We start from the raw sequence: 25,372 nt of genomic DNA on the forward strand, positions 1-25,372 counted from the left end.
GCACCGCGCGCGCCGCACCGGAAAGCCGCGCGTTTCGCCCCGGTGTTTCCGGTTTCCCAAGCGGCGCCTTCGGCCGGTGGGGCCTCACGTCGCCGTCGGCTCCACCGGGAGCAGCTGTGCCAGGCGCTGTCGCCATCCCAGCGGTTCCGCCGCCTCGGCCCACGCCATCGCGCCGGAGGCATCGGCGTAGGCCGTCCACTCCACGCCACACGCCCAACAGCACGATGCCGGCTTGGGGCCGCTCGGCGAACCGAAATAGCGGTCCAGCGCCGCGCGCCGACAGCCTTCTCCCTCCGCCCACGCCGCCAGGGCACCGAGGCGCCGCAAGCGATCCGCCTTGCGTGCCTGCAGTCGCTCGGCCACCTGCGCCGCGAGCTCCGCCACATCGGCGCGGGAATCCTGCCACGTCCAGGCGCCGGTGGCGGGATCGTACGCCACCGCGCCCGCCAGCTCCAGCTGGGCCACCACGGCAGGCAGATGGCGCGCCGCCGGATCGTCGGCGGTTTCCTCCAGGCGTGCCGCGCCTCTCCCCCGCTCGCGCAGGCGCGCCAGGAGCGGGACGAGGGCGGCTTCGGGTGGATACTCGCGGGCGAGGAGCCGCTGCTGCAACGCCAGGTCGGCGCGGTCGTACAGCAGGCAGGCGTAGGCCGGGGCACCGTCGCGCCCGGCCCGCCCCGCTTCCTGCACGTAGGCCTCCAGCGATGCCGGGGCGTGGGCGTGCAGTACGAAGCGCACATCGGGCTTGTCGATGCCCATGCCAAAGGCGTTGGTGGCAAAGACGACAAACAGCTCTCCGGCGCGAAACTGTTCCAAAATGCGCGCCCGCTCGTCGGCCGGCATGCCGCCGTGGAAATACTCCGCCGGACGCCCGTCGCGGCAAGAAAACCAAGCGCAAAAGGCTTCGGCCGCCTCGCGCGTCGCCACATAGACGATGCCGGGCCCGGCCAGGCGCAAAAGCCGCTCCGCCAACACGGCCTGCTTCTCGGCTTCGCCATTCACCCACACGCGGTCGAAGGCCAGGTTGTCGCGGTTGACCGGCAGGACGACGCGCACGGGGTCGCGCATCTTGAGCGCAGTGACAATGTCCTTTTGCACAGGCGGCGGGGCGGTGGCCGTCAGGGCCAGCGTCGGAGGACGCCCCAGCCCGTGAACCACCTGCCCGAGCCGCAGGTAGTCGGGACGGAATTCGTGGCCCCATTGGGAAATGCAGTGGGCCTCGTCGACAACGAAGAGGGAAACCCCCACGCGCGCCAAGCGGCGCACGAAGGCGGGCTGGGCCAGCCGCTCCGGCGACACGTAGACCAGCCGATACGCGCCGGCACAAAGCCGATCCTCCCGCCTTCGACGTTCATCGGGATCCAGCCCGCTGTGCAGCGCCGTCACGCCGCGAAACCCCCGCGCGTGCAGGGCGGCAACCTGGTCCTCCATCAACGCGATGAGGGGCGAGACGACGACGCACACGCCGGAAAGCAGCAGCGCCGGTAACTGGTAGCAGAGGGACTTCCCGCTGCCCGTGGCCAGCACGCCCAGGGCATCACGGCCGGAGAGGACCGCTTCGATGAGTTCGGCCTGCCCCGGGCGAAAGGTGCGGAAGCCGAAATGGCGCTCCATCGCGGCGAGCAGAGCGGCCCGGTCAACCCGTCGGCGCGTCACTTCCATATTCCCCCATTCCGGTGCACGGCGGACGGGTGAGCGCCAAGCGGATGGCAAAATAGGACACGGCGCCGCCGAGGGCATCGCGAATCGCGCGCAGCCGAACCGTGCCGAGCCGGCGCCGCGCCGCCCACACCGCCTCGTGCGTGGTGCGATCGAGAAACCGAAAGACGTCAAAGGCCGGATCGCGCAGGGCGATCTCGACGACATGGTCTTCCACCGTCGCCAGGCGCAGGCCCCGGCGGCGGGCCACCTCCGCCGGGGCAACGCCGCGCAGCAGGAGGGCGCGCGTCGCTTCCGCCGACGCGGAAAGCCCTTCACATGGCCGCGGCTCGGCCATGGCATGCAGCAGGGGAAAGCGCTCCGGCTCCTCCAGCGCCGCCTCCTGCACGCGGGCCACCGCCACCCGCAGCGCCGCCCGCACGAGCACCGGCGCGCTTCCGGTGCGCGCGGCCAGCTGCTGCGCCGTCGCGCCCCTCAGGCCAAAGCCGGCAAAGGAGGCCACGAGCAGATCGGCATAGGGGGGCGGCAGGCGTTCGAGGGCCTGTTCCAGCTCGGCGCGGAGCTGCGCGGCGGTGGCTTTCGCCGGTCGCTTGGCCAAGAGCGCCCGCACCCAAGCCTGGGCGTCGGGGGTACGGACAATCGGACGAAAGGCGGTTTGTCCCCGTACCAGGTGGGACAGCGTCTGCACCGTGAGCACCAGCCGCGGGTAGAGCACGCGCCACGCGCGGCCGTCGCGGAGCCCGTCCCACGTCGCGAGCACCGCGTCGACGGCCGCGCCGCTGGGGTCTTCCCGCAAGGCGCGTTCCCCCGCCGCCGTAACCCTCACGAACCGGCGGCCGTCCGACCATTCATGCGCCTCGGCCACGTAGCCCCACGCCTGAAGCTCCTCGAGCCGGCGCCGCACCGCCTCCCGCTCCGATCTGTCCACGACGGCATAATAGCGGCGCAGGCCATACCAGCACACGTCCTGGATGGTTTGGATGCCGCCATGCCCGGCCAGCACGCGCCAGATCGCCGCTTGTGTCCGTTCCCCCGCCATCGCCGACGCCACGCGCAGCACAAGCCCGTGCAGGGGATCGAGACGTGTTCGGGCAGCCATCCCCCTCCTTCTCCTCCTCGCCCCATCTTCGCCCCCATTGTATCACATATTGCCTGCCGCGCCGCTGTCCTGCCGCCGCTGCATGATTCTCCCGGCAAACGGGAATCAGAAAAACAAGGAGCCGGTGGGAGGTTGCGGGCCATGTGGAAAGGAAAACGAAAGCAGAAAAAGCAGGCGCTTACCGATCGTCCCGAACTGCGCGCCTACTTCGACCAAAAAATTGAGGCCCGCGCCGAAGACACCCCCATCCACACACGCGTCGACGAAAACGTCTCGCGCATCCAGGACTGGCTGGGGCATCCGCCCGATCTCCTGGTGCGCCAACTGCACATCCGCGGGAAAACGCCGGCCGCCATCGTCTACTTTGACGTGCTGGTGGACACGCGCCACCTCAACGAACACATTCTCAACCCGCTGCTGACCGGAGAGGAGGACGGCAACGCGCCGTACGTGGGCTTACCCAAGCTGTGGGACGTGCTGCAGGTGGGGAGCCTCCGCGAGGTGGAACGGATGGCCGACGCGCTGCGCGCCCTCCTGTCGGGATGCGCGCTTCTGTTCGTGCAGGGCGCAAGTCGCGCCGTGGCCATCGACATCAAGGGATGGGAGATGCGTTCGGTTGACGAGCCGCGCGCGGAGTCGGTGGTGCGTGGTCCGCGGGAAGCGCTCATGGAAAACGCGCACGTCAACCTGGGCCTCCTGCGCGCCCGCATGCGCGATCCCGATCTGCGCGTGGAGCGGCGGGTGTTCGGACAGCGCACGCAGACCGACGTCTACATCCTGTACATCGACGGCATCGTCAACACCAAGGCGCTGGCCGAACTGAAACGCCGCCTCGACAACATCCGCATCGACGGCATGCTCGATTCGGGCTACCTTGAGGAGCTGATCGAGGACTCCAGCTGGTCGCCGTTCCCGCAGGTCCAAGCCACCGAGCGGCCGGATAAGGTGGCCGCCCACCTGCTTGAAGGGAAGATTGCCATTTTGGTCAACGGCTCGCCGCTTGCGCTCATCGTGCCCGCGGTGTTCCACCAGTTTTACCACGCGGCGGAAGACTACTACGAGCGGGCGCTCATCGCCTCGCTGGTGCGCATCATCCGCCTGTTTAGCCTGATCATTTCCCTGCTTCTTCCGTCCCTGTACATCGCCTTCGTCTCCTTTCACCCGGAGATGCTCCCCACCGAGCTGGCCATCGCCATGGCGGCCGGGCGCGCCACAGTGCCGTTTCCTTCGATCATCGAGGCCCTGATTATGGAAGTCATGATCGAGATCCTCCGCGAGGCCAGCGTGCGCCTGCCGGGCCCCATCGGGCCGACCATCGGGATTGTCGGCGGTTTGGTCATCGGGGAGTCGGCGGTGCGCGCCGGTCTGGTTAGCCCGCTGATGGTGATCATCGTCGCCGTCACGACGATCGGGTCCTTTGCCATTCCCAGCTACAGCGCGGCCATCCCGCTGCGCATGCTGCGGTTCCCCCTCATGTTCATTTCCGCCAGCTTCGGCCTGTACGGGCTGATGATCGGCGTGCTGCTCATCCTGCTGCACCTGTCGACGCTCAAATCCTTCGGCGTTCCGTATCTGGCGCCGCTCACCCCGTTCCGCCCTACCGATTCCAAGGACGTGCTCCTGCGCTTCCCGTGGACGTGGTTGCGCACGAGGCCGCAGATGTTCCGGCCCCGCCAAGACATTCGCAACGCCACCCCCAACCGCCAGCCGTCGGACGAGGAGGGCAGCCCGGCATGAAAACCCTCGCCCCTTCCGCAAAGGCCCATGCCCTCCCGCCCTTGCTCACGAGCGGCCAGCTGTTCGCCCTCATCGTCCAAACGATCATTGGGGTCGGCGTCCTTACCCTGCCGCGCGAGGTGGCCGCCGCCACGCGCACCGACGGGTATACCCCCCTGCTCCTCTGCGCGCTGCTCAATTGGATTCCGCTGCATCTGTGGCTCACGCTGTATCGGCGCTTTCCGCACCAGTCCTTTTACGGGGTGGTGGTGCAATCGGCTCCCCTTCGGCGGCCCCTCTTCCTTCGCGCCTACACCCTGACCGTGTACCTGCCGCTCGCCGCGCTGCTGGTCGTGGTCACGGGCATCGTGACGCGGCTCTTTGCCGACGTGGTCAACGCGGCCATTTTGCCCAACACGCCCAAGGCGGTGGTGGTGCTGCTTCTCCTTGTGCCCTGCGCGCTGTTCAGCCTGATGGCCGTCGACGCCCAGGGGCGGGTCAACGAGCTGTTGCTCCCCTTGGTTGTCGCCAATTTTCTGGGCGGCGTTTTCCTGTCCATGACGCGGGGAGACGTCTACAACCTGCTCCCCCTGTTTCCGTACGATTGGGCCGATTTGGGGAAGGGGATGCTGGCGGCCTTGTTCGCGTTCCAGGGGGCCATCGTGCTGAGCGCCTACGGCGGATACATTGCACAACCCCGGAACCTTCTCGGGCCAAGCGTATGGGGTATGGCGCTCCCCACGGTCCTGTATGTGCTGATCACCACCGTGGCCATTGCCGTCTTCGGCCATGAAGAGCTGAGGCGGATCACCTGGCCGACTTTTGAGCTGGCCCGGATCACGACCTTCCCGGGGTTGGTGCTGGAACGGCTGGAATCGGTCTTTCTGGCCGCGTGGGTGGCCGTCGTCTTCACCACCGCCGCCAACAATTTTGGCGCCTACGTGCAGCTGGCCACCTGGTTTGCCCCCGGCATCTTTGGGCACGCCGTGGGGGCCGCGGCCACGATCTTTGTCCTGGCCGCTGGCGTGGCCCTGTACCCGCCATCGCCCGTCGAGGTGGCCGCATGGGGCCGCTGGAGCGCCTACGCCACCTTCTTCCTCACCCTCGCCTATCCCGTCGCCCTGCACGTGCTGGCCACCCTCGTTCGGCGCGGGCAGCGAGAGGCGGCGTTTCGCCAATCCACACTGTGATGGAGATGGTGGCCATCATGCGCGAACCCGGATGGATGGTCCTGTGGTTGATCGGAACTGCCGGCAGTCTTACCGCGGCTCTTTTGCTCGTACTCGTTTCCCGTTGGTGGAGCCGGCGCTTCCTGCGCCGGGCGTTCACCCGCCTGTTGCGTGACCCCTACATGGAAAACATCTGGGAACTGGCGTCGGGCATCATGCGGCACACCCCCCAGGTGGCCGTGGAAAACAGCCTCCGCGCCGAAGCAGGGGGAATCATCAAACGCCCGTTCGGATCGCCCCGGCGCTTCCTCCACTTTGATCATCTCGTCTTTTCCCCTGCGCAGCTGGTGCGCCGGCCCACCCCCGAGGACGAACGGGTGGACCTTGCGGTGACCATCGGGCCCTGCGCCCGGCGACCGCTTCGCGTCGACATCCCGATCCTTGTTTCTGCGCTGGGCTACGGCGTAGGCCTCAGCGCGCCGGTGAAAATCGCCATCGCCAGGGGCGCCGCAGCTGTCGGCACGGCCACCAACAGCGGGGAAGGGCCCTTGCTGCCGGAAGAACGGCAGGCGGCAAGGCACTTGATTCTGCAGTTCCACCGCGGAAAATGGGACAAAGACCCCGACACCCTGCGCCAGGCGGACGCCATCGAAATATGGGTGGGCCAGGGCGCCAGCGCCGGCGTCGAAAGCCGTACCGAGGCGGCGCTGCTTCCCGAACGGGCCAAGGCCCTGATGGGGCTCAGGCCCGGCGAGGACGCCGTTCTCCCGGCCCGCATGCCGGGCATCCGAACGAAAGGCGATTGGCGGCGGCTGGTGGACGACCTGAAGGCCGCCACCGGCGGCGTGCCCATCGGCATGAAACTGGTTCCTTCGGGGATGCTGGAGGCGGACCTGGACATCGCCCTGGAAGCCGGCGTCGACTTCATCACCCTCGATGGGGCGCAAGCGGGGACCAAGGGATCGGCGCCGATCCTCCAAGACGACTTTGGTCTGCCCACCCTGTTCGGTTTGTGCCGGGCCGTCCGCCACCTGGAACGCCGCGGCGTCTCCGGCACCGTTTCCTTGCTCATCGCCGGCGGGCTGAAGACGCCCGGCGAATGCCTGAAGGCGATCGCCCTCGGCGCCGACGCCGTCTACCTGGGCAGCACGGTTCTGTTTGCCGCGGCCCATAACCAAATCGCCAAAACCCTCCCCTGGGAACCGCCGACGGAACTCGTTTTTGCCTGGGGAAAACTGGCACACCGCTTCGACCCCGAACAGGGCGCGCGGCACGTGGCGCAGTTTTTGCGCGCCTACGCAGCGGAAATCGAGGTCGGCATCCGCGCCCTCGGCAAGCGCGCCATTGGGGAAGTCGGCCGCGAGGACCTAGTGGCCCTCGAGCCGTGGACGGCACAGGTGACGGGCATTCCCCTTGCCGATGGCTCCCCAACGGCTTCGCCTTGGCTGCCCGATCCCGACGGAAACCCCAAGCCGCCGTCACGGCTGAAAAGCCTTGTCCGTGACGGGCTCAAACGCTGGCTTTCCTGATGCCATGCCCATCCCATGAAGGTGGTCGCCGTGCTCTCTCCCGTGCTCACAACGGCACAACTGGTCTACCTCATCGCCCACACGCTGATCGGCATAGGCGTGCTCACGCTGCCGCGGGACATTTCCGAAGGAACGCGGGGCAGCGGGTATGTCGCCATTCCCCTCGCCGCCCTGCTCAACTTCGTTCCCATCTGGCTGTGGCTGCGGCTGTTTCAGCGATTCCCCAATCGTTCGTTTTTCTGGATTGTCGATCAGACCCTTCCTCTCCAACATCCCCTGCTGAAAACGGCATACCGCGTGCTGTGGTGGCTGCCGCTCATGGGGGCCCACCTCTTCATCCAAGCCATCATGGCGCGCATCTTCGCCGACGTGGTCTCCGCCACCGCCTTGCCCAACACCCCCGTAGCCGTCGTCGTGTTCATGATGCTGCTCACCAGCACGCTGTTTGGCCTCATGGACGTCGACGCGCAGATGCGCGTCAACGAAATCCTCTTTCCCATCCTCATCTTCCCGCTGGTCGTGATTGGCGTGTTGGCCCTGAGCCGGGCCGAGACGTACAACCTGGTCCATCCGCTCTACGAGCTCACGCCCGAGCATTTGCTCAAGGGAACGGTGGCGGCAACCTTCGCGTACCAAGGATACCAAATTCTGTCTGTTTATGGAGGTTTTCTGCAAAATCCCCACCGCAGCACGGGCGCCGCGGTGGCCGGCATCGGCGTGCCGACCCTCCTGTATCTGATGGTGACGATGATCGCCATCGCCGTGTTCGGCTTCGAGGAACTGGTAAGCATCACCTGGCCCACCTTTGAACTCGTTCGCGTCACCACGTTCCCCGGCCTTTTGCTCGAACGGCTCGAAAGCGCCTTTTTGACCGTGTGGGTGGTGGCCGTGTTTACCACGATGGCCAACACGACCGGGGCCCACGTGCTCCTCAACCAGTGGCTTTTCTCCCTGAAGAAAAAGGGAAAGATCCTCATGGGCCTCGCCATCTTCGTGTCCACCCTGGTCCTGGCACTGTGGCCGCGCGATTTCCTCATGGTCGATCGTTGGAGCAAGGCCATCGGCTACTACGCGTTCGGCGTCTCCGTCGCCTATCCCCTGCTCTTGCTCGTGCTCGCGCGCCGCGTGCCCGCGCGCGCAGCAAGTGCGGCGGACGGGCCGCCATCGGGCACACCCAACCCGACCGACGCGAAGGGAGGCCAACCGACGTGACGCGCATCGGCAAACCGGCCGTTCTGCTCGCCACAGCCCTCCTCCTTCTCGTGGCCACCGGTTGCTGGGACCGCAAAGAGATCGAGGAGCGCACCTCCGTCGTCGCCATCGCCCTCGATAAGCATCCGGCCGGCATCCGTGTCTCCGTGCAGGTGCCCATTCCGGTGAAAATCATCGGCGGCGCAAGCGGCGGAGGCGGCGGTGGCCAGACCGGCGTGCAAAACGTGCACACCTTCAGCACATCGGCGCGGAACATCACCGAAGCGCTGATGCGCATTCAGAACGCGTCCAACCAGCGCCTGTTTTTGGGACAGGCGCGCCTCCTCATCATCAGCGAAGACGTGGCCAAAGCCGGTCTGCGCGATGAGCTCGACGCGCTGCGTCGCCATCCAGAGATTCGCCGCAACATCTGGTTGTTGGTGGTTCCGGGAGAAGCACACCGGTTACTGGAATTTTCACCCAATCTCGAGCAGATCCCGGCCGACTACCTGATCAACATCGTCCGCTCCGGCACGGAAGAGGAACGGATTCCCAACATCACCCTGGGGCAATTTTTGATCAACCTGTCGAACACCTCCCGGCAACCGGTGGCCAACGTCTTGGAGGCCCGTCGGGCAACGGCCCAGTGGAAGGGCGTGGCCCTGTTCCGCAACGACCGGCTGGTCGGCCACTTTTCGCCCGGCGAAACGTGGGTGTTCATGCAGCTGACCCAGGCCAAACATGGGGGAACCATCACGTGTTCTTGCCCGGCCGGCGACAGCGGCTCGTTCACCTTCACCCCGCGGCAATCCGACCTGAAACGCCGCGCGCGGATGGAAAACAGCGCCCTCTCCCTGCACCTCGAGGTGACGCTTGACGGGGTCGTCAACGAGAAAAACTGCCGCATGCCCCTCGATACCCCAGAACACCTGCGAGCCTACGAGCAACAGGTGGAACGCGAGTTGGAAAGAACCGCCCGCTCGATCATCCGCTACGCCCAGCAGCGGAAAACCGACGTGTTCGACCTGGGGTTCTACCTGCGCGCCATGCATCCTAATATCTGGAAAATCCAACAGAAGCATTGGGACGAGAAGGGTTTTCCCGCCGCTCACGTGACGGTTCGCTACCACGTCCGTATCACGCAACGGGGCTTTGAGGTGAAATGAACACGGACAAGCCTTTTCTTTCCCTTCTGAACTTGCTAAACTGAGGGTGATGCGCGGATGCAAGAAAAAGGCAGCAAAGGAGGAGGAACATGGCCACGGAAAACCGCATCGTCGACGCCTTCATCGAAATTCCGGCCGGCAGCCAAAACAAGTACGAATACGACAAGGAAGCGGGGGTCTTCCGCCTCGATCGCGTGCTGTACTCCCCGATGCACTATCCGGCCGATTACGGGTACCTGAAGGGGACGCTGGCCCTTGACGGCGACCCGCTCGACATCCTCGTGCTCACCACCTTCCCCACGTTCCCGGGCTGCGTCATCACCGCGCGCGTCATCGGGTACCTGGAGATGAGCGACGACAAAGGGCAGGACGAGAAGCTCCTCGGCGTGCCCGTTCACGATCCGCGGTGGGACCATGTGAAGGACATCGCGGATGTCTCCCCGCACATCCTCAAGGAAATTGCCCACTTCTTTGAGCGGTACAAGGACCTGGAGAAGAAAGAGACGAAGATCATCGGCTGGAAAGGCGCCGAAGCGGCAGCCAAGCTGATTGACGAGTGCGTGGCGCGCTACAACGCGCAGAAGTAACCCCATGGGGCAACGCGTCGGGAGAAACCCGGCGCGTTTTTCGCGTCAAGAACCTCGCCGACGAGGAGCGCATACCGTAGGGGTAAACGGCGACAATCGCCTAAGAAGGAATGAGCGTCATGGGCAGCCATTCATGCCCCGACCGATGCCCTCTATGCGCTGCGGGAACAAACGATCCACGTCGTCAATGAACTGATCCGGTTCACCGTTCTCGGGTTGCCCGACGGCAACCGGCGCGCCGAAACCCTGCCGCGGCTGTTGTACGGCAGGGTTCCCCCCGCCACCTTGCACACCGTGGCCATGGAGGAAATTCTCTTTTTCACGCGCACCCACGCCGAACACGCCGGCCACCTGGCCCTCACCTTCCGGCCCGAGGTGCAGGACGCCTATCGCCGCGATGCCCTGGCCTTTGAAAAAGCCTTCGAAGAACTGCGCTGTACTATTTGGACATCTTGCATCGCCTCGAACCCTTATTGGCAACGGAACGGCACTCGTGAGGTGGCCTCGGCCACCTTTTTTCACGACAGCGGACCGAGAAGCGGGTCGCTGGGAATTCGGCGTGATTTCGGAAATCATAGCGCTTTCATGGTCGGGCGCCGGCCAAACCCGCAGCAAAAACGTGGTATCCCCGAACATTCTCCAGTCAATACCTTGCATTGTTCCCGTTTTCCCTATTGACGTCTTGTCAGGACCATGCTACAGTTAACAACAAACCCACGCGTTGACAGGGTTCATACCCGCCATCGACGATGACGGAGACGGACCGGCTGCGGGGACTGCAGAGAGCCGGTGGTCGCTGCGAACCGGTGTCCCGGCGCCGACGTCCAGCCCTCCCGAGTCGGCAGGCTGAACGCCGCCGGCCAGTAGGCCTGTCCGGTTGTGCCGTTATCCACGGGGTCTTGGACCCGCTGAGGCCGTCTTCCGCGAGGGGACGGCGAAGGAGGGTGGCACCGCGAGGAATGCGCCTCTCGCCCCTCACACGGGCTGTCGTGTGGGGTGCGGAGGCGCTTGTTGTTTTCAACGCCCAGAAACCCAAAGGAGGCACGGCTCATGGATTCCATCCACCTGCGCATCCCCGGCCCGACGCCGATCCCGCCGCGCATCCAGCAGGCGATGCTTGCGCCGATGATCGGGCACCGCAGCGGCGAGTTCAAGCGGCTGTACGCGGAGGTGACCGCGCAGCTTCCCCCGCTCTTCGGCACGCGCCAGCGCGTGCTCGTGCTGACCGCCAGCGGCACGGCGGCCCTTGAGGCAGCGGCGGTCAACGCCGTGGCGCCGGGCGAAGAGGTCATCGTCGTGGTCACCGGCGCGTTTGGCGACCGCTTTGCCGCCATCTGCGAGCGGTACGGCCTCATCACCCGCCGCCTGGAGGTGGCGTGGGGCGAAGCCGCCGATCCCGACCGGCTGCGCGCCTTTTTGCGCCAGCACCCGAAGGCGAAGGCGGTGTTCCTCACCTACTGCGAGACGTCGACCGGCGTGCTCAACCCCGTGGCCGAGCTGGCCCGCGTCGTGCGCGAGGAGAGCGAAGCCCTCGTCATCGTCGACGGGGTAAGCGCCATCGGCGGCGCGCCTTGCGAGATGGACAGCTGGGGGCTCGACATCGTCGTCACCGGTTCGCAGAAGGCGCTGATGCTCCCGCCGGGACTGGCCCTCGTCGCCGTAAGCGAGCGGGCCTGGCAGGCCATTGAGGCCAACCCCGCGCCGCGCTTCTACCTCGACCTCCTCGCCTACCGCAAGGCGGCGGAGGAAGCCTCAAGCCCGTATACGCCGGCCGTTTCCCTCTTCTTCGGGCTGCGCGAAGCGCTGGCGATGATCGAAGAGGAGACGCTTGATGCGGCAGTTGCCCGCCATGCGCTCCTCCGTGACATGACGCGCGCGGCGATCAAGGCACTGGGCCTTCCCCTCCTTGCCGACGACGCGGCGGCATCGCCCACGGTGACCGCCGTCGGCCCCTTCGACGGCAGCGTCCTTGACCCGGAAGCGCTGCGCGCGTGCCTGCGGAAGCGCCACGGCCTCGTCCTCGCCGGCGGGCAAAAGAAGCTGAAGGGGCGCATCTTCCGCATCGGCCACATGGGCTGGTGCGCGCCCTTCGACATCCTCGCCGTCATCGCCGCACTGGAGACCGGACTGGCCGAACTCGGCTACCCCGTCGCCCTTGGCAAAGGGGTGCAAGCTGCCCAGGAGGTGTACGTGCGCCATGTATCGCGTGCTCATCACGGATCCGCTGTCTGACCAGGGGATCAAGCCGCTGATCGAAGCCGACGACATCGAGGTGGACCAGCGCCTTGGGCTGACGGAAGCGGAACTCATCCGCATCATCCCCGAATACGACGCCCTGCTCGTCCGCAGCCAGACAAAGGTGACCGCCGCCGTCATCGAAGCGGCAGACAAGCTCAAGGTGATCGGACGCGCCGGCGTCGGCGTCGACAACATCGACCTCTTGGCCGCCACGCGAAAGGGCATCGTCGTCGTCAACGCGCCGGACGGCAACACGATCTCCACCGCCGAGCACACCTTCGCCATGTTGATGGCCCTGGCACGGCACATTCCCCAGGCTTGCGCCGCGCTCAAGGCGGGCACGTGGGATCGCAAGGCCTACGTCGGCGTCGAGCTGGCCGGCAAAACCCTCGGCATCGTCGGCCTGGGCCGCATCGGGTCGGAGGTGGCCAAGCGGGCCAAGGCCTTCCACATGCGCGTGGTGGCCTACGACCCGTACCTGACCGAAGAGCGTGCCGCCAAGCTGGGCGTGGAGATGGCCGATCTCGACACCGTCATCGCCCAGGCCGACTTCCTCACCGTGCACACGCCCCTGACGAAGGAGACGCGCCACCTCATCGGACGGGAGGCCTTCCGCAAGATGAAGGACGGCGTGCGCATCCTCAACTGCGCCCGCGGCGGGATCATCGACGAAGCCGCCCTGTATGAAGCCATCCAAGCGGGCAAGGTGGCCGGCGCCGCCCTCGACGTGTTTGAGGAGGAACCGCCGAAGAACAACCCGCTCGTCGACCTGCCACAGGTGATCGTCACCCCGCACCTGGGGGCCTCCACCGTCGAAGCCCAGGAAAACGTGGCCCTTGACGTGTGCGCAGAAGTGCTGCACATCCTGCGCGGCGAGCCGTTCAAGAACGCCGTCAACCTGCCGTCCATTCCGGAACACGTGATGAAGAAGGTGGAGCCCTACTACGGCCTGTGCGAAAAGCTGGGCCGCCTCGTCGCCCACACGCTGGTCGGCGCGCCGCGGGCCATCACCGTCACCTACTCCGGCGAGCTGACGGAGACGGACACGAGCTTCCTGACGCGGTCCATCTTGAAGGGGGTCCTTTCCTATCACCTGGGCCCATCGGTCAACTTCATCAACGCGCCGCACCTGGCCAAGGAGCGCGCCATCCGCGTGACCGAGCAGAAGTCCAACGAAACGAGCGCCTTCACCAACCTCATCACGCTGGAGATCGCCTCGGCCCAGGAAACGCGCCGGGCTTCGGGCACGCTGCTCAACGGCTTCGGCCCGCGCATCGTCAAGATCGACGGCTACGCCGTCGACGTGGCTCCGGAAGGCCACCTCATCCTCATCCGCCACTTCGACCGGCCCGGCGTCATCGGCCGCGTGGGGACGATCCTCGGCCAGCACGGCATCAACATCGCCACGATGCAAGTCAGCCGCCGCGACGTCGGCGGGCATGCCATGATGATCCTCACCGTCGACAAGCCGGCTTCTCCCGACGTCCTCGACACCCTCGGCGAGCTGGCCGAGATCCGCAGCGTCACGGAAATCGAATGGTGACCCCGACGCCAAAGGGGAGCCCCGCTTCGGGCTCCCCGTTTTTCATGCCCCTACCGATGGCTGCTCTCCATGTCCCGCATCATCATCATGTAGCGGTGGTAGGCCATCAGGCACTCGTAATAGGCGCGCATGCAGCGATAGTAGGCGATCATTTCGTGCGGATGGTGCATGCCCATGTGCCCTGCCGAACCTGCATCATATCCCCCGTACGGCATCGCCGCGTCATACGGCACCATGGCGCTGCCGTAGGGCGAATCGGTTCTCGCGTACGACGTGTAGGCGCTCGAGCTGGCCGGATCTCTCAGGCTCTCGGTCGGATAAAGCGGCGCGCCGTCCATGGGATGCACCGGCGGCCCACCCGCGGCAGAACCCGCATCCTGCTCGTGACGCTCCCGTTTCGCTTCCATGGTCGGTCCCTCCCGTGGTGATTGGCCTGCGACACTTCTACCTTATGCAGGCCCTCGGCCCGTGTCACGGGAGGGGCGCGTTTTGGGCGCCTGCCCGGCGACATCGCCGGCGTCGGTGCGCGGGAAAAACATCGTAAAACGGGTGCCCTCGCCCACCTTGCTGCTCACGGTGATCGAGCCGCCGTGGGCCTCGACCAGGCTCTTGACGATGGCCAGGCCGAGCCCGGTACCCGCCTGCCCCCGCGTGCGCGCCTTGTCCGCCTTGTAAAAGCGCTCAAAGATGAAGGGCAGGTCTTCTTCCGGAATGCCCACGCCCGTGTCGGCCACCTCGATCCACACGCCGCCTCCTTCGTCGCGCAGGCGCACCCGAATCGTCCCCCCGGGCGGCGTGTAGCGGAAGGCGTTGTCGAGCAGGTTGGTCAGGATCTGCTCCAGCCGGTCGGGATCGACGCGCAGGGGGCCGATCTCCCCCACCGCCTCGGCCTTGAGGGCAATGCCCTGCTCCCGCGCCAGGGCGGAAAACTTGCGCAGCAAGCGGTCGGTCCACGCCACCGGATCGATCTCCTGCCGATCGAACTGGAAGGACCCCGCCTCCATTCGCGCCAGGTCCAACAGGTCGTTGACCAGGCGTCCCATGCGCCGCGTCTCTTCGTAGATGACGCGGGCCATCTCCTTGCGCTCCTCCGGCGTGGCGGCGATGTCGTCGACCATCGCCTCGCTGTACCCCTGGAGCATGGCCAGCGGCGTGCGCAGCTCATGGGAGACGTTGGCGATGAAGTCCTTGCGCAGCTTGTCGAGGCGCCGCTCCTCGGTCATGTCGCGCAGCACGGCCACCGCCCCGCGCACGTCGTCGCGATCGTACAGCGGGGCCATCACCACCGACCAGATGCGCCCCTGCACCGGCAAATCGGTGGCGAGCTCGCGCCTTTCGCGCATCACGCGCTGAAAGAGGGCCGCCAGCGGCGCGGGTAGGGCGGCGCCGTCGCCTTCCTGCCAGGCGCGGAGGATGCGCTCGGCAGGCGGGTTCGTCACCACCACGCGCCCGTCCCGGTCGACGGTGATCACGCCGTCGGCCATGCTCCGCAGGATGCTGGCCAACTGCTCCTTTTCCCGCTGCAAGGCGTGGATGGTCTCGTCGAGCTGCTGGGCCAAGCGGTTGAAGGTGCGCGCCAAATCGCCGATCTCATCGCGGGTGCGAATCGGCACCCGCGAATCGAAGGCACCCCGGGCCATGCGATCGGCCGCCTTCTTCATCAGCCGCAGCGGCTCGGTGATGCGCGTGGAGAGGAAGAACGCGAAAAACGTGGTCAGCACAATGCAGATGCCGGCCGCATACAGCAGGAGCCGCCGAACGTGCGTCATGGTGGTTTCCACGTCTTCCAGCGTGCGGTAGAGGATGAACGCCCCGTACGTGCCGCTTCCAAGCGGCACCGGCTCGCCGACGGCGACGATCTCCTGTTCGAACAGCGCGCGGCCGCTTTTGCCTCCCGCCCCGACGAGGGGGAAGCGCCCGCGCACCACCACTTCCTTGCCCTTCAGCACCTCCTGCAGGGCGGTGTGGCGCAAGAGCGCGTCGAGGGGCACCTCGGGCACGTCGGAGGCTGCGGAGGGCCGGTCGTCAAGGAGCACACGCTTCGGCTTCTCCCCGCTGTCGAGGCCGATGACGACGAGGCGCGTGTCGTGGGCCTCGACCACCGCCCGAGCGACGCGGATGACGTCCTGGCGGGCCGGACTTTCCACCACCAACGCGACCAGTTGCTCGGCCAGATGCTTCAGGTCGTTCGACTGCTTCTCGTAAAAGTACCGGTCGAGAAACTGCAAGAGCAGAACACCGAGAATGACCAGCACCACGCACGCCAGGCCGATGATCGTCGCCCACAGCTTACCGACGACGCTGCGCCAGATCACGTGCGCGGCACCTCAAGCTTGTACCCCACGCCCCACACGGTGACGATCATCTCCGCCGCCTTGGGCGAAGCCTTGTTCAACTTCTCGCGCAGGCGCTTGATGTGCGTGTCCACCGTGCGCAAGTCGCCGAAGAACTCGTAATGCCACACCTCGCGCAGCAGCTCCTCGCGGGTGAACACCTTGTCCGGGTGCTGGGCCAGGAAGTGGAGGAGCTCGTACTCCTTGGGCGTGAGGTTGACATCCTGGTCGCCGACCGTCACGCGATGGGCGTCGTGGTCGATGATCAGGTTGGGGAGGACGATGATGTTCCGGGCGTGCGTGTCGGTGCGCAGGTAGGCCGTCGGCGACGAGCGGCGCAAAAGCGCCTTGACGCGCAGCACCACCTCGCGCGGGCTAAAGGGCTTCACCACGTAATCGTCGGTGCCGGCCTCAAACCCCTCGACGCGGCTCGTCTCCTCTCCGCGGGCCGTAAGCATCAGCACCGGCGTCGCCTTGCGCTCGCGCAACTTGCGGCAGACGTCGATGCCATCCATGCCCGGCAGCATCAGGTCGAGGATGATCAGGTCATAATCGGTCTCCAGCGCCTTTTGCAGCGCCTCCACACCGTCCGCCGCCTCGTCGATGACGTACCCCTCCCGCTCGAGGTACATGCGGAGGAGACGGCGGATGCGTTCCTCGTCGTCAACCACCAGAATGTGCACCGTTTCGTTCTGCGGCATCGCCATCGCGGGCACCTCCTCAGACACCGGCATAGGAATGGAGGCCGACGATCACCAGGTTGACCACCACCAGGGTGATCATCACCACGATAAACCCGATAACGGCCAGCCACGCCGAGCGCAGCCCGTGCCACCCGCGGGACAGGCGCAGGTGCAGGTACGCGCTGTAGAAAAGCCACACGATGAGGGCCCACACTTCCTTCGGGTCCCAGCCCCAGAAGCGGCCCCATGCCTCGTGGGCCCAGATCATGGCGAAGATCAGGCCGCCGAGGGTGAAGATCGGAAAGCCGATGGCAATGGCCCGGTAACTGATCTCGTCCAAGAGGTCGGGGTCGACATCACGCAACGCCGGCTGGAGCGCCGCCCCCAGCCGCTTGCGCACCAGGAGGCGCAGCACGCCGTACAGGGCCAAGCCGCCGAGGACCGACCACACCAGCGTGTTCAGCTTCTTGGCCGCGTCCTTCCCCTTCATCCACCCCGGGGCCTCGACGAGCGGCTTCATGTACCCGACCTTCACGATCTCGGCATCCTTCGGTCCAACAAGGCTCGGAAGGGTGTACACCGACTCGACGATGCGCGCTTCGCCCGGTTTGGCGTTGGGATCCGGGAAGCGGAAAACCGACTCCTTGTCCAGCGCCGCAAAGGCAAACGACAACACCACAAAGGCCAGCAGGGCGAGCACGATCCACAGGGCCAGCTCCAGCCACCGCGCCTGGGCCGACGGGACATCCTGCCGGACCGTGCGCACCAAATACATCAGCCCCGCGGCAAACCCGACGGCAAAGGCCCCTTCCCCGAGCGCCGCCAGCGTCACGTGCAGGTACAGCCAGTAGCTCTGCAGGGCAGGGATGAGCGGCGTGACCTCGCGGGGAAAGACGGCCCCGTAGGCGATCATCAGCACGTCGAGGAGCATGACGAAGACGCCCAAGGCCGGCACGCGGTAGATCCGGTAGAGGATGAGAAAGGCCACGGCGATGGCGAAGCCGAGGAAGACGATGAACTCAAACATGTTGCTGACGGGAATGTGCCCGCCGGCGATCCAGCGCGTCACAATGTAGCCCGCCTGGGCCAATGCGCCGAGGGCCGCCAATCCGTACCCGATGCGCCCCATGCGGCGGGCGTTTTCCCGCGGGTCGCGCCCCGCCCATCGCCTTCCGGTGATGGCCACGACAAAGGCCACCATCGACAGCACGTACAGCGCAAACGCCACGAGCAGCAGGCCGCTCGACAGCGAAATGAGCGCTCCGGTCGTCACGTCCGTTTCCCTCCTTGATCCACGGCGCCAGGATCAACGGGCAGCCCGACTTCCTGCGCCACAGCGAGGACCTCTTTCTTCAGCCCAAACCAATTCTTGTTCGTGTGGGCGGCCAGGTAGACCACGCCGCCTTCCACCTGGACCCAGATGCGGCGGTGTTGCCAGTAGAAGCCCATCACCAGGCCGACCATGACCACGCCGCAGCCGAAAAAGATGACCGGCAGGCTGCGGTCCATGCGCACCATCAGGCCGCTGACGTCGACAAAGGTCATGTCGCGAAACTTCAGTTCGTAGTCGTTGGCCCTGTTTGGTTCCTCAATGGTCATGCCCAAGAACAGCCAGCTCTTTTCGCCTTCGGGCTTGTCCGGCGTCTTCACCTGAAAAACAAAGGCCGGATTGTTGGGAACGTTGGACTTCGTGGCCGGCTCGTTGTTTTCGTTCAGCACGAAGTCCGGGAAGTATTCGAGAATCTCCACAGTCGCGCCGCTGGGCAGCCGGTACAGCGGCGCCGGGTCGTGCAGGTCGACGGTGAACGTTCCGAGGGAGCGGCCCGTCTGCTTGTGGCGCAGCTCCAGCGTCAGGTGGCCAAACTCCGTCAGCGCCCCCGCCTGGTACAGGAGAAGCCCGTCGTGTTCCAGCGGATGGTTGACGCGAATGGGCGCGCGCGCCACTTCCTCCAGCTGCGGGGGAGCCCCCGGCTTGCCCCCGTCGACGCGGCGGTACAGCACGGCGTCGGTGCGGTATTCCTTCACCACCTTGCCGCCCTTCAGATCGATTTTCTGCGGAAACTCCTCCTCGTCATAGTAGGTGACCGTGAACCCCTCGTTCTTCACGTAGTAGGGCGTGCCGGGAATCGGCTTGGTCTCCCCTTCCCGCACCCACACGTACTCGTCGAGGTAAAAGCCCGGTACCAGGCGCAGGAGCACGCCGATGAGAAAGATGATGAGGCCGACGTGGTTGATGTACGGCCCCCAGCGGCTGAACCGCCCCTTTTCACCGAGGAGGGCGGTTCCGTCGCGGCGCACATGGTAGCGGCGCTTGGCCATGGCCCGCTCCGCAGCCGCCAGCAGTTCATCCGCCGATCGGTCCCCCAATGGCACCTGCGCCGCCACGCGCTGACGGGTGAGAAAGTCGACGTGCCGCTTGACGCGCTGGTTTTTCAGCGCGCGGTACAGGGGCACGACGCGGTCGAGGCTGCAGATGACCAGCGACGCCCCGATCATCAAGAGGAGCCCGACGTACCACCAGCTTTTGTACAGGCGGTGAAAGCCCAGTTTGTAGTACAGCTCGCCGAGCACCCCGTAGGCCTCGCGGTAGTAGTCCTCGGCCTGCTCCGGCGGCACGGGAAGGTACATCTCCTGCGGAAAGATCGTGCCGATCACCGAGGCGACGAGGGTGATGACGATGAGCACCACGGCCACCTTGACCGAGGAGAAGAAGTTCCACACCTTGTCCAGCAGCGTGCCGTGCCGCGTTTGCGAGCGGCGGGCGACGCCCTCGTAGCGCATGTTGAGCACGCCGGTCGACTCCGCCGCCTCGCCCAGCGGCCGGCCGCACGCTTCGCACAGAACGGTGCCGGGCGGACTCACGTGCCCGCATTCGCATTTCACTTCATCCATGGTCCTCCACCTTCTTTCGTGACAAAAAAAGGGACGCCGCGTTGCGAATCGTAAACCCCCTTTCCTATTATACCGGCATGCGAATCCCCCGCTTTTCGGGAAGATGTGACCATTCGTTGACGATCACAGCCCGACCAACGCCTTGAGCCGGCGCACCTCGTCGGGCGCAAGCTCGCGGTACTCGCCCGGCCGCAGCGAGCCCAGCGTCAGGAAGCCGACGCGCACGCGCTTGAGCGCCAGCACCGGATGCCCCACCGCCGCGCACATGCGCCGTACCTGGCGTTTGCGCCCCTCGTGGATCGTGAGGCGGAGCAGCGTGCGGTCGTCCCGCTCGGCCAGGCGCTCCACCTTGGCCGGAAAGGTCCATCCATCTTCCAGCAGCACCCCCTCGCGCAGGCGACGCAGGGCCTCCTCGTCGGGATGCCCCTTCACCCACGCCTCGTACACCTTGTCCAGCTCGTAGCGCGGATGCATGATGCGGTGGGCGAGCTCCCCGTCGTTGGTGAGAAGGAGCAGCCCTTCCGTCTCGTAGTCGAGCCGCCCCACCGGGTAGATGCGCTCCGGAACGTCCTTGACGAGATCGATGACGGTGCGCCGGCCGTGCGGATCGCGCACGCTGGTGATCACCCCGGTGGGCTTGTACAGCAGGAGATAGCGCTTGCGGGTCTCCAGGCGCACCGGTTTCCCGTCGACGGCGATGCGGTCCTTCGTCGGATCCACCTTGACGCCGAGCTCAGTCACCGTTTGCCCGTTCACCTGCACGCGGCCGGCGCGAATCAGCTCTTCGCATTTGCGGCGCGAGGCGACGCCGGCATGGGCCAGCACCTTCTGCAGCCGTTCCATCGGGCTCACCTCGCTACCATCATAGCGGGTTTGGTTGGCAAACACAAACGGGCGGGTGGACGTTCCGCTTCGTCGCTTCACAACCATGGAAAACGGCTCTTTGGGAAGAAGTGTGTATTGACGGGTGTGTTGGCCGTTTTGGTCAATAATGGGAAGTTCCGGCTGGATTTTGGACATGACCCCCTGGTGGTTCGTAAAGCCGGACGCAAAAACATTGACCAGGACGTGGGACAATCCCAACGTCCTGGTCTTTTTCGACTGCGCCGCATGCTTTTGTGGCCCCGTTCCAGACAGAACGTTGGATTTCAATGCCCCCCCTACCCAAACACCCGATTCGTGATCCAAATCGCCGCGGCGATGCCGGCCAGGTCGGCCAAGAGGCCCACCGTGAGGGCGTAGCGGGCACGGGTCACGCCCACGGCGCCGAAATAGACGGCCAACACGTAGAAGGTGGTGTCGGTGCTGCCCTGGATGGTGGAGGCCATCCGCCCGATAAGGGAATCAGGGCCGTGGGTTTGGAACAGGTCCACCATGTAGCTCAGCGCCCCAGAGCCGGTGAGGGGGCGCAGGAAGGCAAGGGGCAAGATCTCCCCCGGAACGCGCAGGGCATCGGTCAGGGGGCGGCAGAGGGCAACGAGGAGATCCAGTGCGCCGGAGGCTCGAAACACGGAAATGGCCACCATCATCGCCACCACGTGGGGGATTATGGCCACGGCGGTGCCAAAGCCGTCCTTCGCCCCCTCGACAAAGGCCTCGTAAACCGGAACGCGGCGGACGAGCGCCGCGGCCAAAATCGCGGCGAGGAGCGCCGGGATGATCCACGCCGACAGCGCCGTCACCCACGCATACACGCGCGATCCCCCCTTCCGCAAAGCGTACCTCCCGTGACGCACACCGTCTTCATCCTGCCGCGTCACACCCCTCACGTCTCCGGCCCTACTTTCCGCGCCGACGAAACCATCGATCCAGAACGATCGCTGTTGCCGTGCCAATGGCCGTGGCCACGAGGGTGGTCCCGACGATGTCGACGGGGTTGGCGGAACCCATCTGCGCCCGCAAGGCGATCACCGTGGTGGGAACAACCGTCAGGCTGGCGGTGTTGAGGGCGAGCAGGGTGCACATCGCCGGCGTGGCCGTCTTGGGGTCGGGGTTGAGCTTTTGTAGCTCCTCCATCGCCTTGATGCCCATCGGCGTGGCCGCGTTGCCGAGGCCCAGCAGATTGGCCGTCATGTTGGACAGGATGTAGCCCATCGCCGGATGGTCGCGGGGCACATCGGGAAAGAGGCGCCGGACGAGCGGGGCAAGCAGCCGGGCCAGCGCGCGCAGGATCCCGGCCCGCTCGGCGATCCGCATCATGCCCAGCCAGAAGGCGAGAATGCCGACGAGGCCGATGCAGATGCTCACCCCGGCCTTGGCCCCCTCAAAGACGGCGCGGTTGACGGCGTCGAGGCGGCCGGTGGCGGCGGCGACGACAATGCTGACGAGGATCATCCCCAGCCAGATGGCGCTGATCACAGCCGTCCCCCCTCAAACAGGGCGCGCCAGAAGGCCCGCCAGTATGCGGAAAAACGGAGGCGATCCCCTTCGGGCCGCTCGACGGCCAAGGGAACGGTGCCGATCGGCGTCCCGCCCAGTTCCAGCCGCAGCGCCGCCGGCGGTTCCCACGGAAAGCGGCTCAAGCGGTTTTCGATGGCCGACGACACATGGGCCATCTCCTCGGCTTTCAGGGGATACACAAAGGAGCGGAGCGCGCGGTAGCGGACCACGCCGTGAGCGCTCGGCTCCTCGTCGACGATGTCGCCGGCGCGCACCAGCTCCACCGGCGCAAAACGGGTAAAACCGTAGGTGAGCAGGGCCGCCGTGTCGTTCCAGTCGTCGGGCGCGTTCAGCACCACCGCCGCCAGCTGGCGCCCGTCGCGCGTGGCCGACGCGACCAGGCAACGCTTCGCCAGCTTCGTGTAGCCGGTTTTCACCCCGTCGGCCCCTTCGTAAAAATGGAGCAGCTTGTTCTTGTTGTGCCAGACGCGGTCCCACGGCTGTCCCGGCCACGGGGCGCGGTGCACCTTGGTGGCCACGATGCGGCGAAACGTCTCGTTTTTCAGGGCATACGCCGTGAGCACGGCCATGTCGCGCGCCGTGGAGTAGTGGCCCTCCTCGTCGAGGCCGTGGGGATTGACAAAGTGCGTATTGCGCAGGCCCAGTTCGCGGGCCTTTTCGTTCATCAGGTAGGCAAAGCCTTCCACGGATCCGCCGATGTGCTCGGCGATGGCCACGGCCGCGTCGTTGCCCGAGCGGAGCATGAGGCCGTAGAGCAGATCCTCGAGGCGCATTTTTTCGCCCAGCTCGAGGTAGATGGAAGACCCCTCTTTGCGGTAGGCGTTGGGGCCGACGACCACCATGTCATCGAGGTTTCCGCGCTCGATGGCCACGATGGCGGTCATGATCTTGGTCAAGCTGGCGATGCGCATGCGCTGATCGGCGTTCTTTTCGTACAGGATGCGCCCCGAGGCCACGTCGATCAGCGCCGCGGCCTGCGCCGACACCTGCGGCGGCTCCTCGTCGTCGGCGGCCACTGGCGGCATGGCTAAACCCGCCAGCAACAGCCACATGGCCCAGCACAAAAAAATGCCCCTGCGCATGACGCCACCTCGTCCCGCGAGATGGTACATGCTTATGCAGGGGCACGGCTCGTCATTCGCTGCGTTTCGCCACCGCCGCCGGGCGATCGGGGACTTCTCCGTCCGCCGTGGTGGCCTCCGCTTCCGGCAGCGGCGGCAAGTCGGACAGGTCGTCGAGGCCAAAGTAGGCGAGAAAAGCCTTCGTCGTGCCGTAGAGGATCGGCCGCCCCGGACCTTCCGCCCGACCGACTTCCTCAATGAGGCCCTTGCTCAGGAGGGTCTGGATGGCCTTTTCGCTTTTCACGCCGCGGATGTCCTCCACCTCGCCGCGCGTGATGGGCTGGCGGTACGCGATGATGGCCAGCGTCTCCAGGGCCGCCTGCGACAGCTGGCTGCTGGCCGGCAGGTCGACCAGCTTGGCCAGATACGGCGCGTGCTCGGGAAGCGTGGTCAAGCGATACCCGCCCGCCGCCCGAACGATGCGCAGCCCGCGTTCCGCTTGTCGCCATTCCGCGGCCATTTCCTCGACGAGGGCCTGGGCCTCTTCCGGCGCCACCTCCAGCACCTGGGCCAGCTCGGCCGCCGACAGCCCCTCGTCTCCCGCAGCATAAAGCAAGCCTTCAACGACCGCTTTGAGCTGCTTGCGGTTCACGCGCCTTCTCCCCTCCCGTCGCCATCCACTCGAGGGTGATCTCCCCGAAGGGTTTTCCCTGCTCGCAACGCACCAAACCGAGCTTGATCATCTCCAGCACGGCCAGGAACGTGACCACGACGTGTTCGCGCGTCACGCCAGCCGGAAACAAGGCGAAGAAGGAGATCCGCCCCCCGCGGGCCTCCAGCATCCGCCGCACATGGGCCATGCAGTCTTCCACGCGCACGGCGTCGCGCGTCACGGTGAGGGTCTCCGCGCGCGGGCGCGTCTTGGCCCGCTTCAGCACGCGCCAAAAGGCCTGCGCCAAGTCGTTCGGCGTCAGGCCTTCCACCGGGTTCGCTTGCGGCGGGGCATAGGGCGAAAGGTCCAGCGGCGGCCGCGTGTAGACGCAGCCGTGCGTCGCCTCCCGCTCCCGCAACGCCTGGGAGATGTCCTTGAAGCGCTTGTATTCGACAAGCCGGGCCACGAGGGCCGCGCGCGGGTCGTCCTCTTCCCCGAGGGCCAGCGCCGGTTGCACCGCCGCCTCGGCGTGGCGGGGCAGCAGCATCTTGCTCTTGAGGTGGAGCAGCGTCGCCGCCATGACGAGAAACTCGCTGGCCACTTCCAGCTCGAGCTCCTGCATCGTCGCCAGGTACGCCAGGTACTGTTCGGTGATGCGGGCAATCGGGATGTCGGTGATGTCCACTTCTTCCTGTTCAATGAGGTGCAGCAGCAAGTCGAGCGGCCCTTCGAAGGTCTCCAGCTTGATTCTCACCGTCATCGGCGGCACCATCCCTCCTGGCGATCCGTCCCCGGAGGCGGCACGCTACGCCACGACCAGCCGAATCAGGGCCAGCAATCCCTCCAGCGGCGGATGCAAGAGCACGTTGCGCAGCGCGGGGAAAAAGACGATGGCCAAAAGCAGAAACGGCCCGTACGTTTCGAGGGGCTCAAAGTAGCGGTCGTACTTGTAGGGAAACAGAAAGCGCACGATCTTCGCGCCGTCCAACGGGGCGATGGGCAGCAGGTTGAAGACCACCAGAGCGGCGTTGATCAGCAGGCTGTAGACGAACACGTTGACCACGAGCTCGGCAAGCCACGCCGGCCCGGCGTGCAAGAAGGCCATGCGGTCGGCGTGAACGGCCAGCCACCCAAAGACAAAGGCCAGCACCAGGTTGGACAGCGGCCCCGCGGCGGCCACGAGGACAATGCCCAACCGCCGGTTGCCGCGAAAGTACAGCGCGTTGAAGGGCACCGGCTTGGCCCAGCCAAAGGGGCCGAAGAGGATCATCAGGAGGCCGAAGGGGTCCACGTGGGCCAGCGGGTTGAGGGTGAGGCGGCCCTGCTCCTTGGCCGTCGGGTCGCCGAGCCGCCACGCCGCCATCGCGTGGGCCCATTCGTGCACGGAAAAGGCGATGACAAAGGCGATGAGGCGAAAGAGCAGCGTGTCGAGGTCAAAATGGAAAACGTCCACCGCC

23 protein-coding genes are annotated in these 25,372 nt (G+C 66.0%); 9 read left to right on the plus strand and 14 right to left on the minus strand.

Features of this window, described 5'->3' with window-relative positions:
• Positions 1-84: 84 nt before the first annotated feature.
• Together IEX61_RS02510 and IEX61_RS02515 are read right to left on the minus strand one after the other, a co-directional pair.
• Positions 85-1,653, minus strand: coding sequence for a RecQ family ATP-dependent DNA helicase (locus tag IEX61_RS02510; protein WP_188816693.1), 1,569 nt, complete (start codon positions 1,651-1,653; stop codon positions 85-87).
• Positions 1,634-2,755, minus strand: coding sequence for a YpbB family protein (locus IEX61_RS02515; RefSeq protein ID WP_188816694.1), 1,122 nt, complete (start codon positions 2,753-2,755; stop codon positions 1,634-1,636). The genes IEX61_RS02510 and IEX61_RS02515 overlap by 20 nt, the downstream gene beginning before the upstream one ends.
• Before the next feature lie 141 nt (positions 2,756-2,896).
• Here IEX61_RS02515 and IEX61_RS02520 point away from each other — a divergent pair, with 141 nt between their 5' ends.
• The 9 genes from IEX61_RS02520 (at position 2,897) to serA (ending at position 13,894) form a co-directional block, all read left to right on the plus strand.
• A complete protein-coding gene (locus IEX61_RS02520; protein ID WP_054671439.1) occupies positions 2,897-4,492 on the plus strand; it encodes a spore germination protein in 1,596 nt (531 codons plus the stop codon).
• On the plus strand, positions 4,489-5,661 hold the full coding sequence (locus IEX61_RS02525) for a GerAB/ArcD/ProY family transporter (RefSeq protein ID WP_054671436.1): 1,173 nt from the start codon (positions 4,489-4,491) through the stop codon (positions 5,659-5,661). The genes IEX61_RS02520 and IEX61_RS02525 overlap by 4 nt, the downstream gene beginning before the upstream one ends.
• A complete protein-coding gene (locus IEX61_RS02530) occupies positions 5,661-7,169 on the plus strand; it encodes an FMN-binding glutamate synthase family protein (protein ID WP_229725610.1) in 1,509 nt (502 codons plus the stop codon). The genes IEX61_RS02525 and IEX61_RS02530 overlap by 1 nt, the downstream gene beginning before the upstream one ends.
• Before the next feature lie 15 nt (positions 7,170-7,184).
• Entirely contained in the window at positions 7,185-8,381 is a 1,197-nt protein-coding gene (locus tag IEX61_RS02535) for a GerAB/ArcD/ProY family transporter (RefSeq protein ID WP_229725611.1), read from the plus strand.
• Positions 8,378-9,526, plus strand: a complete 1,149-nt coding sequence (locus IEX61_RS02540) for a Ger(x)C family spore germination protein (protein WP_054672807.1) — start codon at positions 8,378-8,380, stop codon at positions 9,524-9,526. Before IEX61_RS02535 ends, IEX61_RS02540 begins: the two co-directional genes overlap by 4 nt.
• A gap of 89 nt (positions 9,527-9,615) precedes the next feature.
• Positions 9,616-10,113 carry an inorganic diphosphatase gene (locus IEX61_RS02545; RefSeq protein ID WP_054672805.1) on the plus strand — a complete coding sequence of 166 codons (498 nt, stop codon included), beginning with the start codon at positions 9,616-9,618 and terminating at the stop codon, positions 10,111-10,113.
• Positions 10,114-10,329: 216 nt separating this feature from the next.
• A complete protein-coding gene (locus tag IEX61_RS02550; RefSeq protein WP_229725612.1) occupies positions 10,330-10,791 on the plus strand; it encodes a DUF2935 domain-containing protein in 462 nt (153 codons plus the stop codon).
• Positions 10,792-11,163: 372 nt separating this feature from the next.
• Positions 11,164-12,345: a pyridoxal-phosphate-dependent aminotransferase family protein gene (locus tag IEX61_RS02555; protein WP_188816697.1), complete on the plus strand. Its 1,182-nt coding sequence runs from the start codon at positions 11,164-11,166 to the stop codon at positions 12,343-12,345.
• On the plus strand, positions 12,311-13,894 hold the full coding sequence (serA, locus tag IEX61_RS02560) for a phosphoglycerate dehydrogenase (RefSeq protein ID WP_188816698.1): 1,584 nt from the start codon (positions 12,311-12,313) through the stop codon (positions 13,892-13,894). The genes IEX61_RS02555 and serA overlap by 35 nt, the downstream gene beginning before the upstream one ends.
• Before the next feature lie 50 nt (positions 13,895-13,944).
• On the opposite strand, the gene IEX61_RS02565 is transcribed toward serA, so the two are convergent.
• The 12 genes from IEX61_RS02565 to IEX61_RS02620 all read right to left on the minus strand — a co-directional run bounded on the left by IEX61_RS02565 (position 13,945) and on the right by IEX61_RS02620 (position 25,368).
• Entirely contained in the window at positions 13,945-14,241 is a 297-nt protein-coding gene (locus IEX61_RS02565) for a hypothetical protein (protein ID WP_188816699.1), read from the minus strand.
• Positions 14,242-14,343: 102 nt separating this feature from the next.
• Positions 14,344-16,209 carry an ATP-binding protein gene (locus IEX61_RS02570; RefSeq protein ID WP_373277063.1) on the minus strand — a complete coding sequence of 622 codons (1,866 nt, stop codon included), beginning with the start codon at positions 16,207-16,209 and terminating at the stop codon, positions 14,344-14,346.
• Entirely contained in the window at positions 16,206-16,928 is a 723-nt protein-coding gene (locus IEX61_RS02575) for a response regulator transcription factor (protein ID WP_054670588.1), read from the minus strand. Before IEX61_RS02575 ends, IEX61_RS02570 begins: the two co-directional genes overlap by 4 nt.
• Positions 16,929-16,947: 19 nt before the next feature.
• Entirely contained in the window at positions 16,948-18,111 is a 1,164-nt protein-coding gene (gene ccsA, locus IEX61_RS02580; RefSeq protein ID WP_083462928.1) for a cytochrome c biogenesis protein CcsA, read from the minus strand.
• A gap of 68 nt (positions 18,112-18,179) precedes the next feature.
• On the minus strand, positions 18,180-19,802 hold the full coding sequence (gene resB, locus IEX61_RS02585; RefSeq protein ID WP_188816700.1) for a cytochrome c biogenesis protein ResB: 1,623 nt from the start codon (positions 19,800-19,802) through the stop codon (positions 18,180-18,182).
• A 123-nt stretch (positions 19,803-19,925) separates the two neighbouring features.
• Positions 19,926-20,645, minus strand: a complete 720-nt coding sequence (locus tag IEX61_RS02590; RefSeq protein WP_188816701.1) for a pseudouridine synthase — start codon at positions 20,643-20,645, stop codon at positions 19,926-19,928.
• Between the two features lie 317 nt (positions 20,646-20,962).
• Positions 20,963-21,496, minus strand: coding sequence for a spore maturation protein (locus tag IEX61_RS02595; protein ID WP_054670530.1), 534 nt, complete (start codon positions 21,494-21,496; stop codon positions 20,963-20,965).
• A gap of 85 nt (positions 21,497-21,581) precedes the next feature.
• Positions 21,582-22,160: a nucleoside recognition domain-containing protein gene (locus IEX61_RS02600; RefSeq protein ID WP_188816702.1), complete on the minus strand. Its 579-nt coding sequence runs from the start codon at positions 22,158-22,160 to the stop codon at positions 21,582-21,584.
• Positions 22,157-23,284 (minus strand): D-alanyl-D-alanine carboxypeptidase family protein, encoded by a 1,128-nt coding sequence (locus tag IEX61_RS12680; protein WP_188816703.1) that lies wholly within the window; start codon positions 23,282-23,284, stop codon positions 22,157-22,159. Before IEX61_RS12680 ends, IEX61_RS02600 begins: the two co-directional genes overlap by 4 nt.
• Positions 23,285-23,336: 52 nt before the next feature.
• Entirely contained in the window at positions 23,337-23,915 is a 579-nt protein-coding gene (gene scpB / locus IEX61_RS02610) for an SMC-Scp complex subunit ScpB (RefSeq protein WP_054670526.1), read from the minus strand.
• Entirely contained in the window at positions 23,884-24,675 is a 792-nt protein-coding gene (locus IEX61_RS02615; RefSeq protein ID WP_188816704.1) for a segregation and condensation protein A, read from the minus strand. Before IEX61_RS02615 ends, scpB begins: the two co-directional genes overlap by 32 nt.
• 45 nt (positions 24,676-24,720) lie before the next feature.
• Positions 24,721-25,368 (minus strand): site-2 protease family protein, encoded by a 648-nt coding sequence (locus tag IEX61_RS02620; protein ID WP_054670523.1) that lies wholly within the window; start codon positions 25,366-25,368, stop codon positions 24,721-24,723.
• Positions 25,369-25,372: the final 4 nt, after the last annotated feature.

Source organism: Calditerricola satsumensis (genome assembly GCF_014646935.1).
Lineage (GTDB): Bacteria > Bacillota > Bacilli > Calditerricolales > Calditerricolaceae > Calditerricola > Calditerricola satsumensis.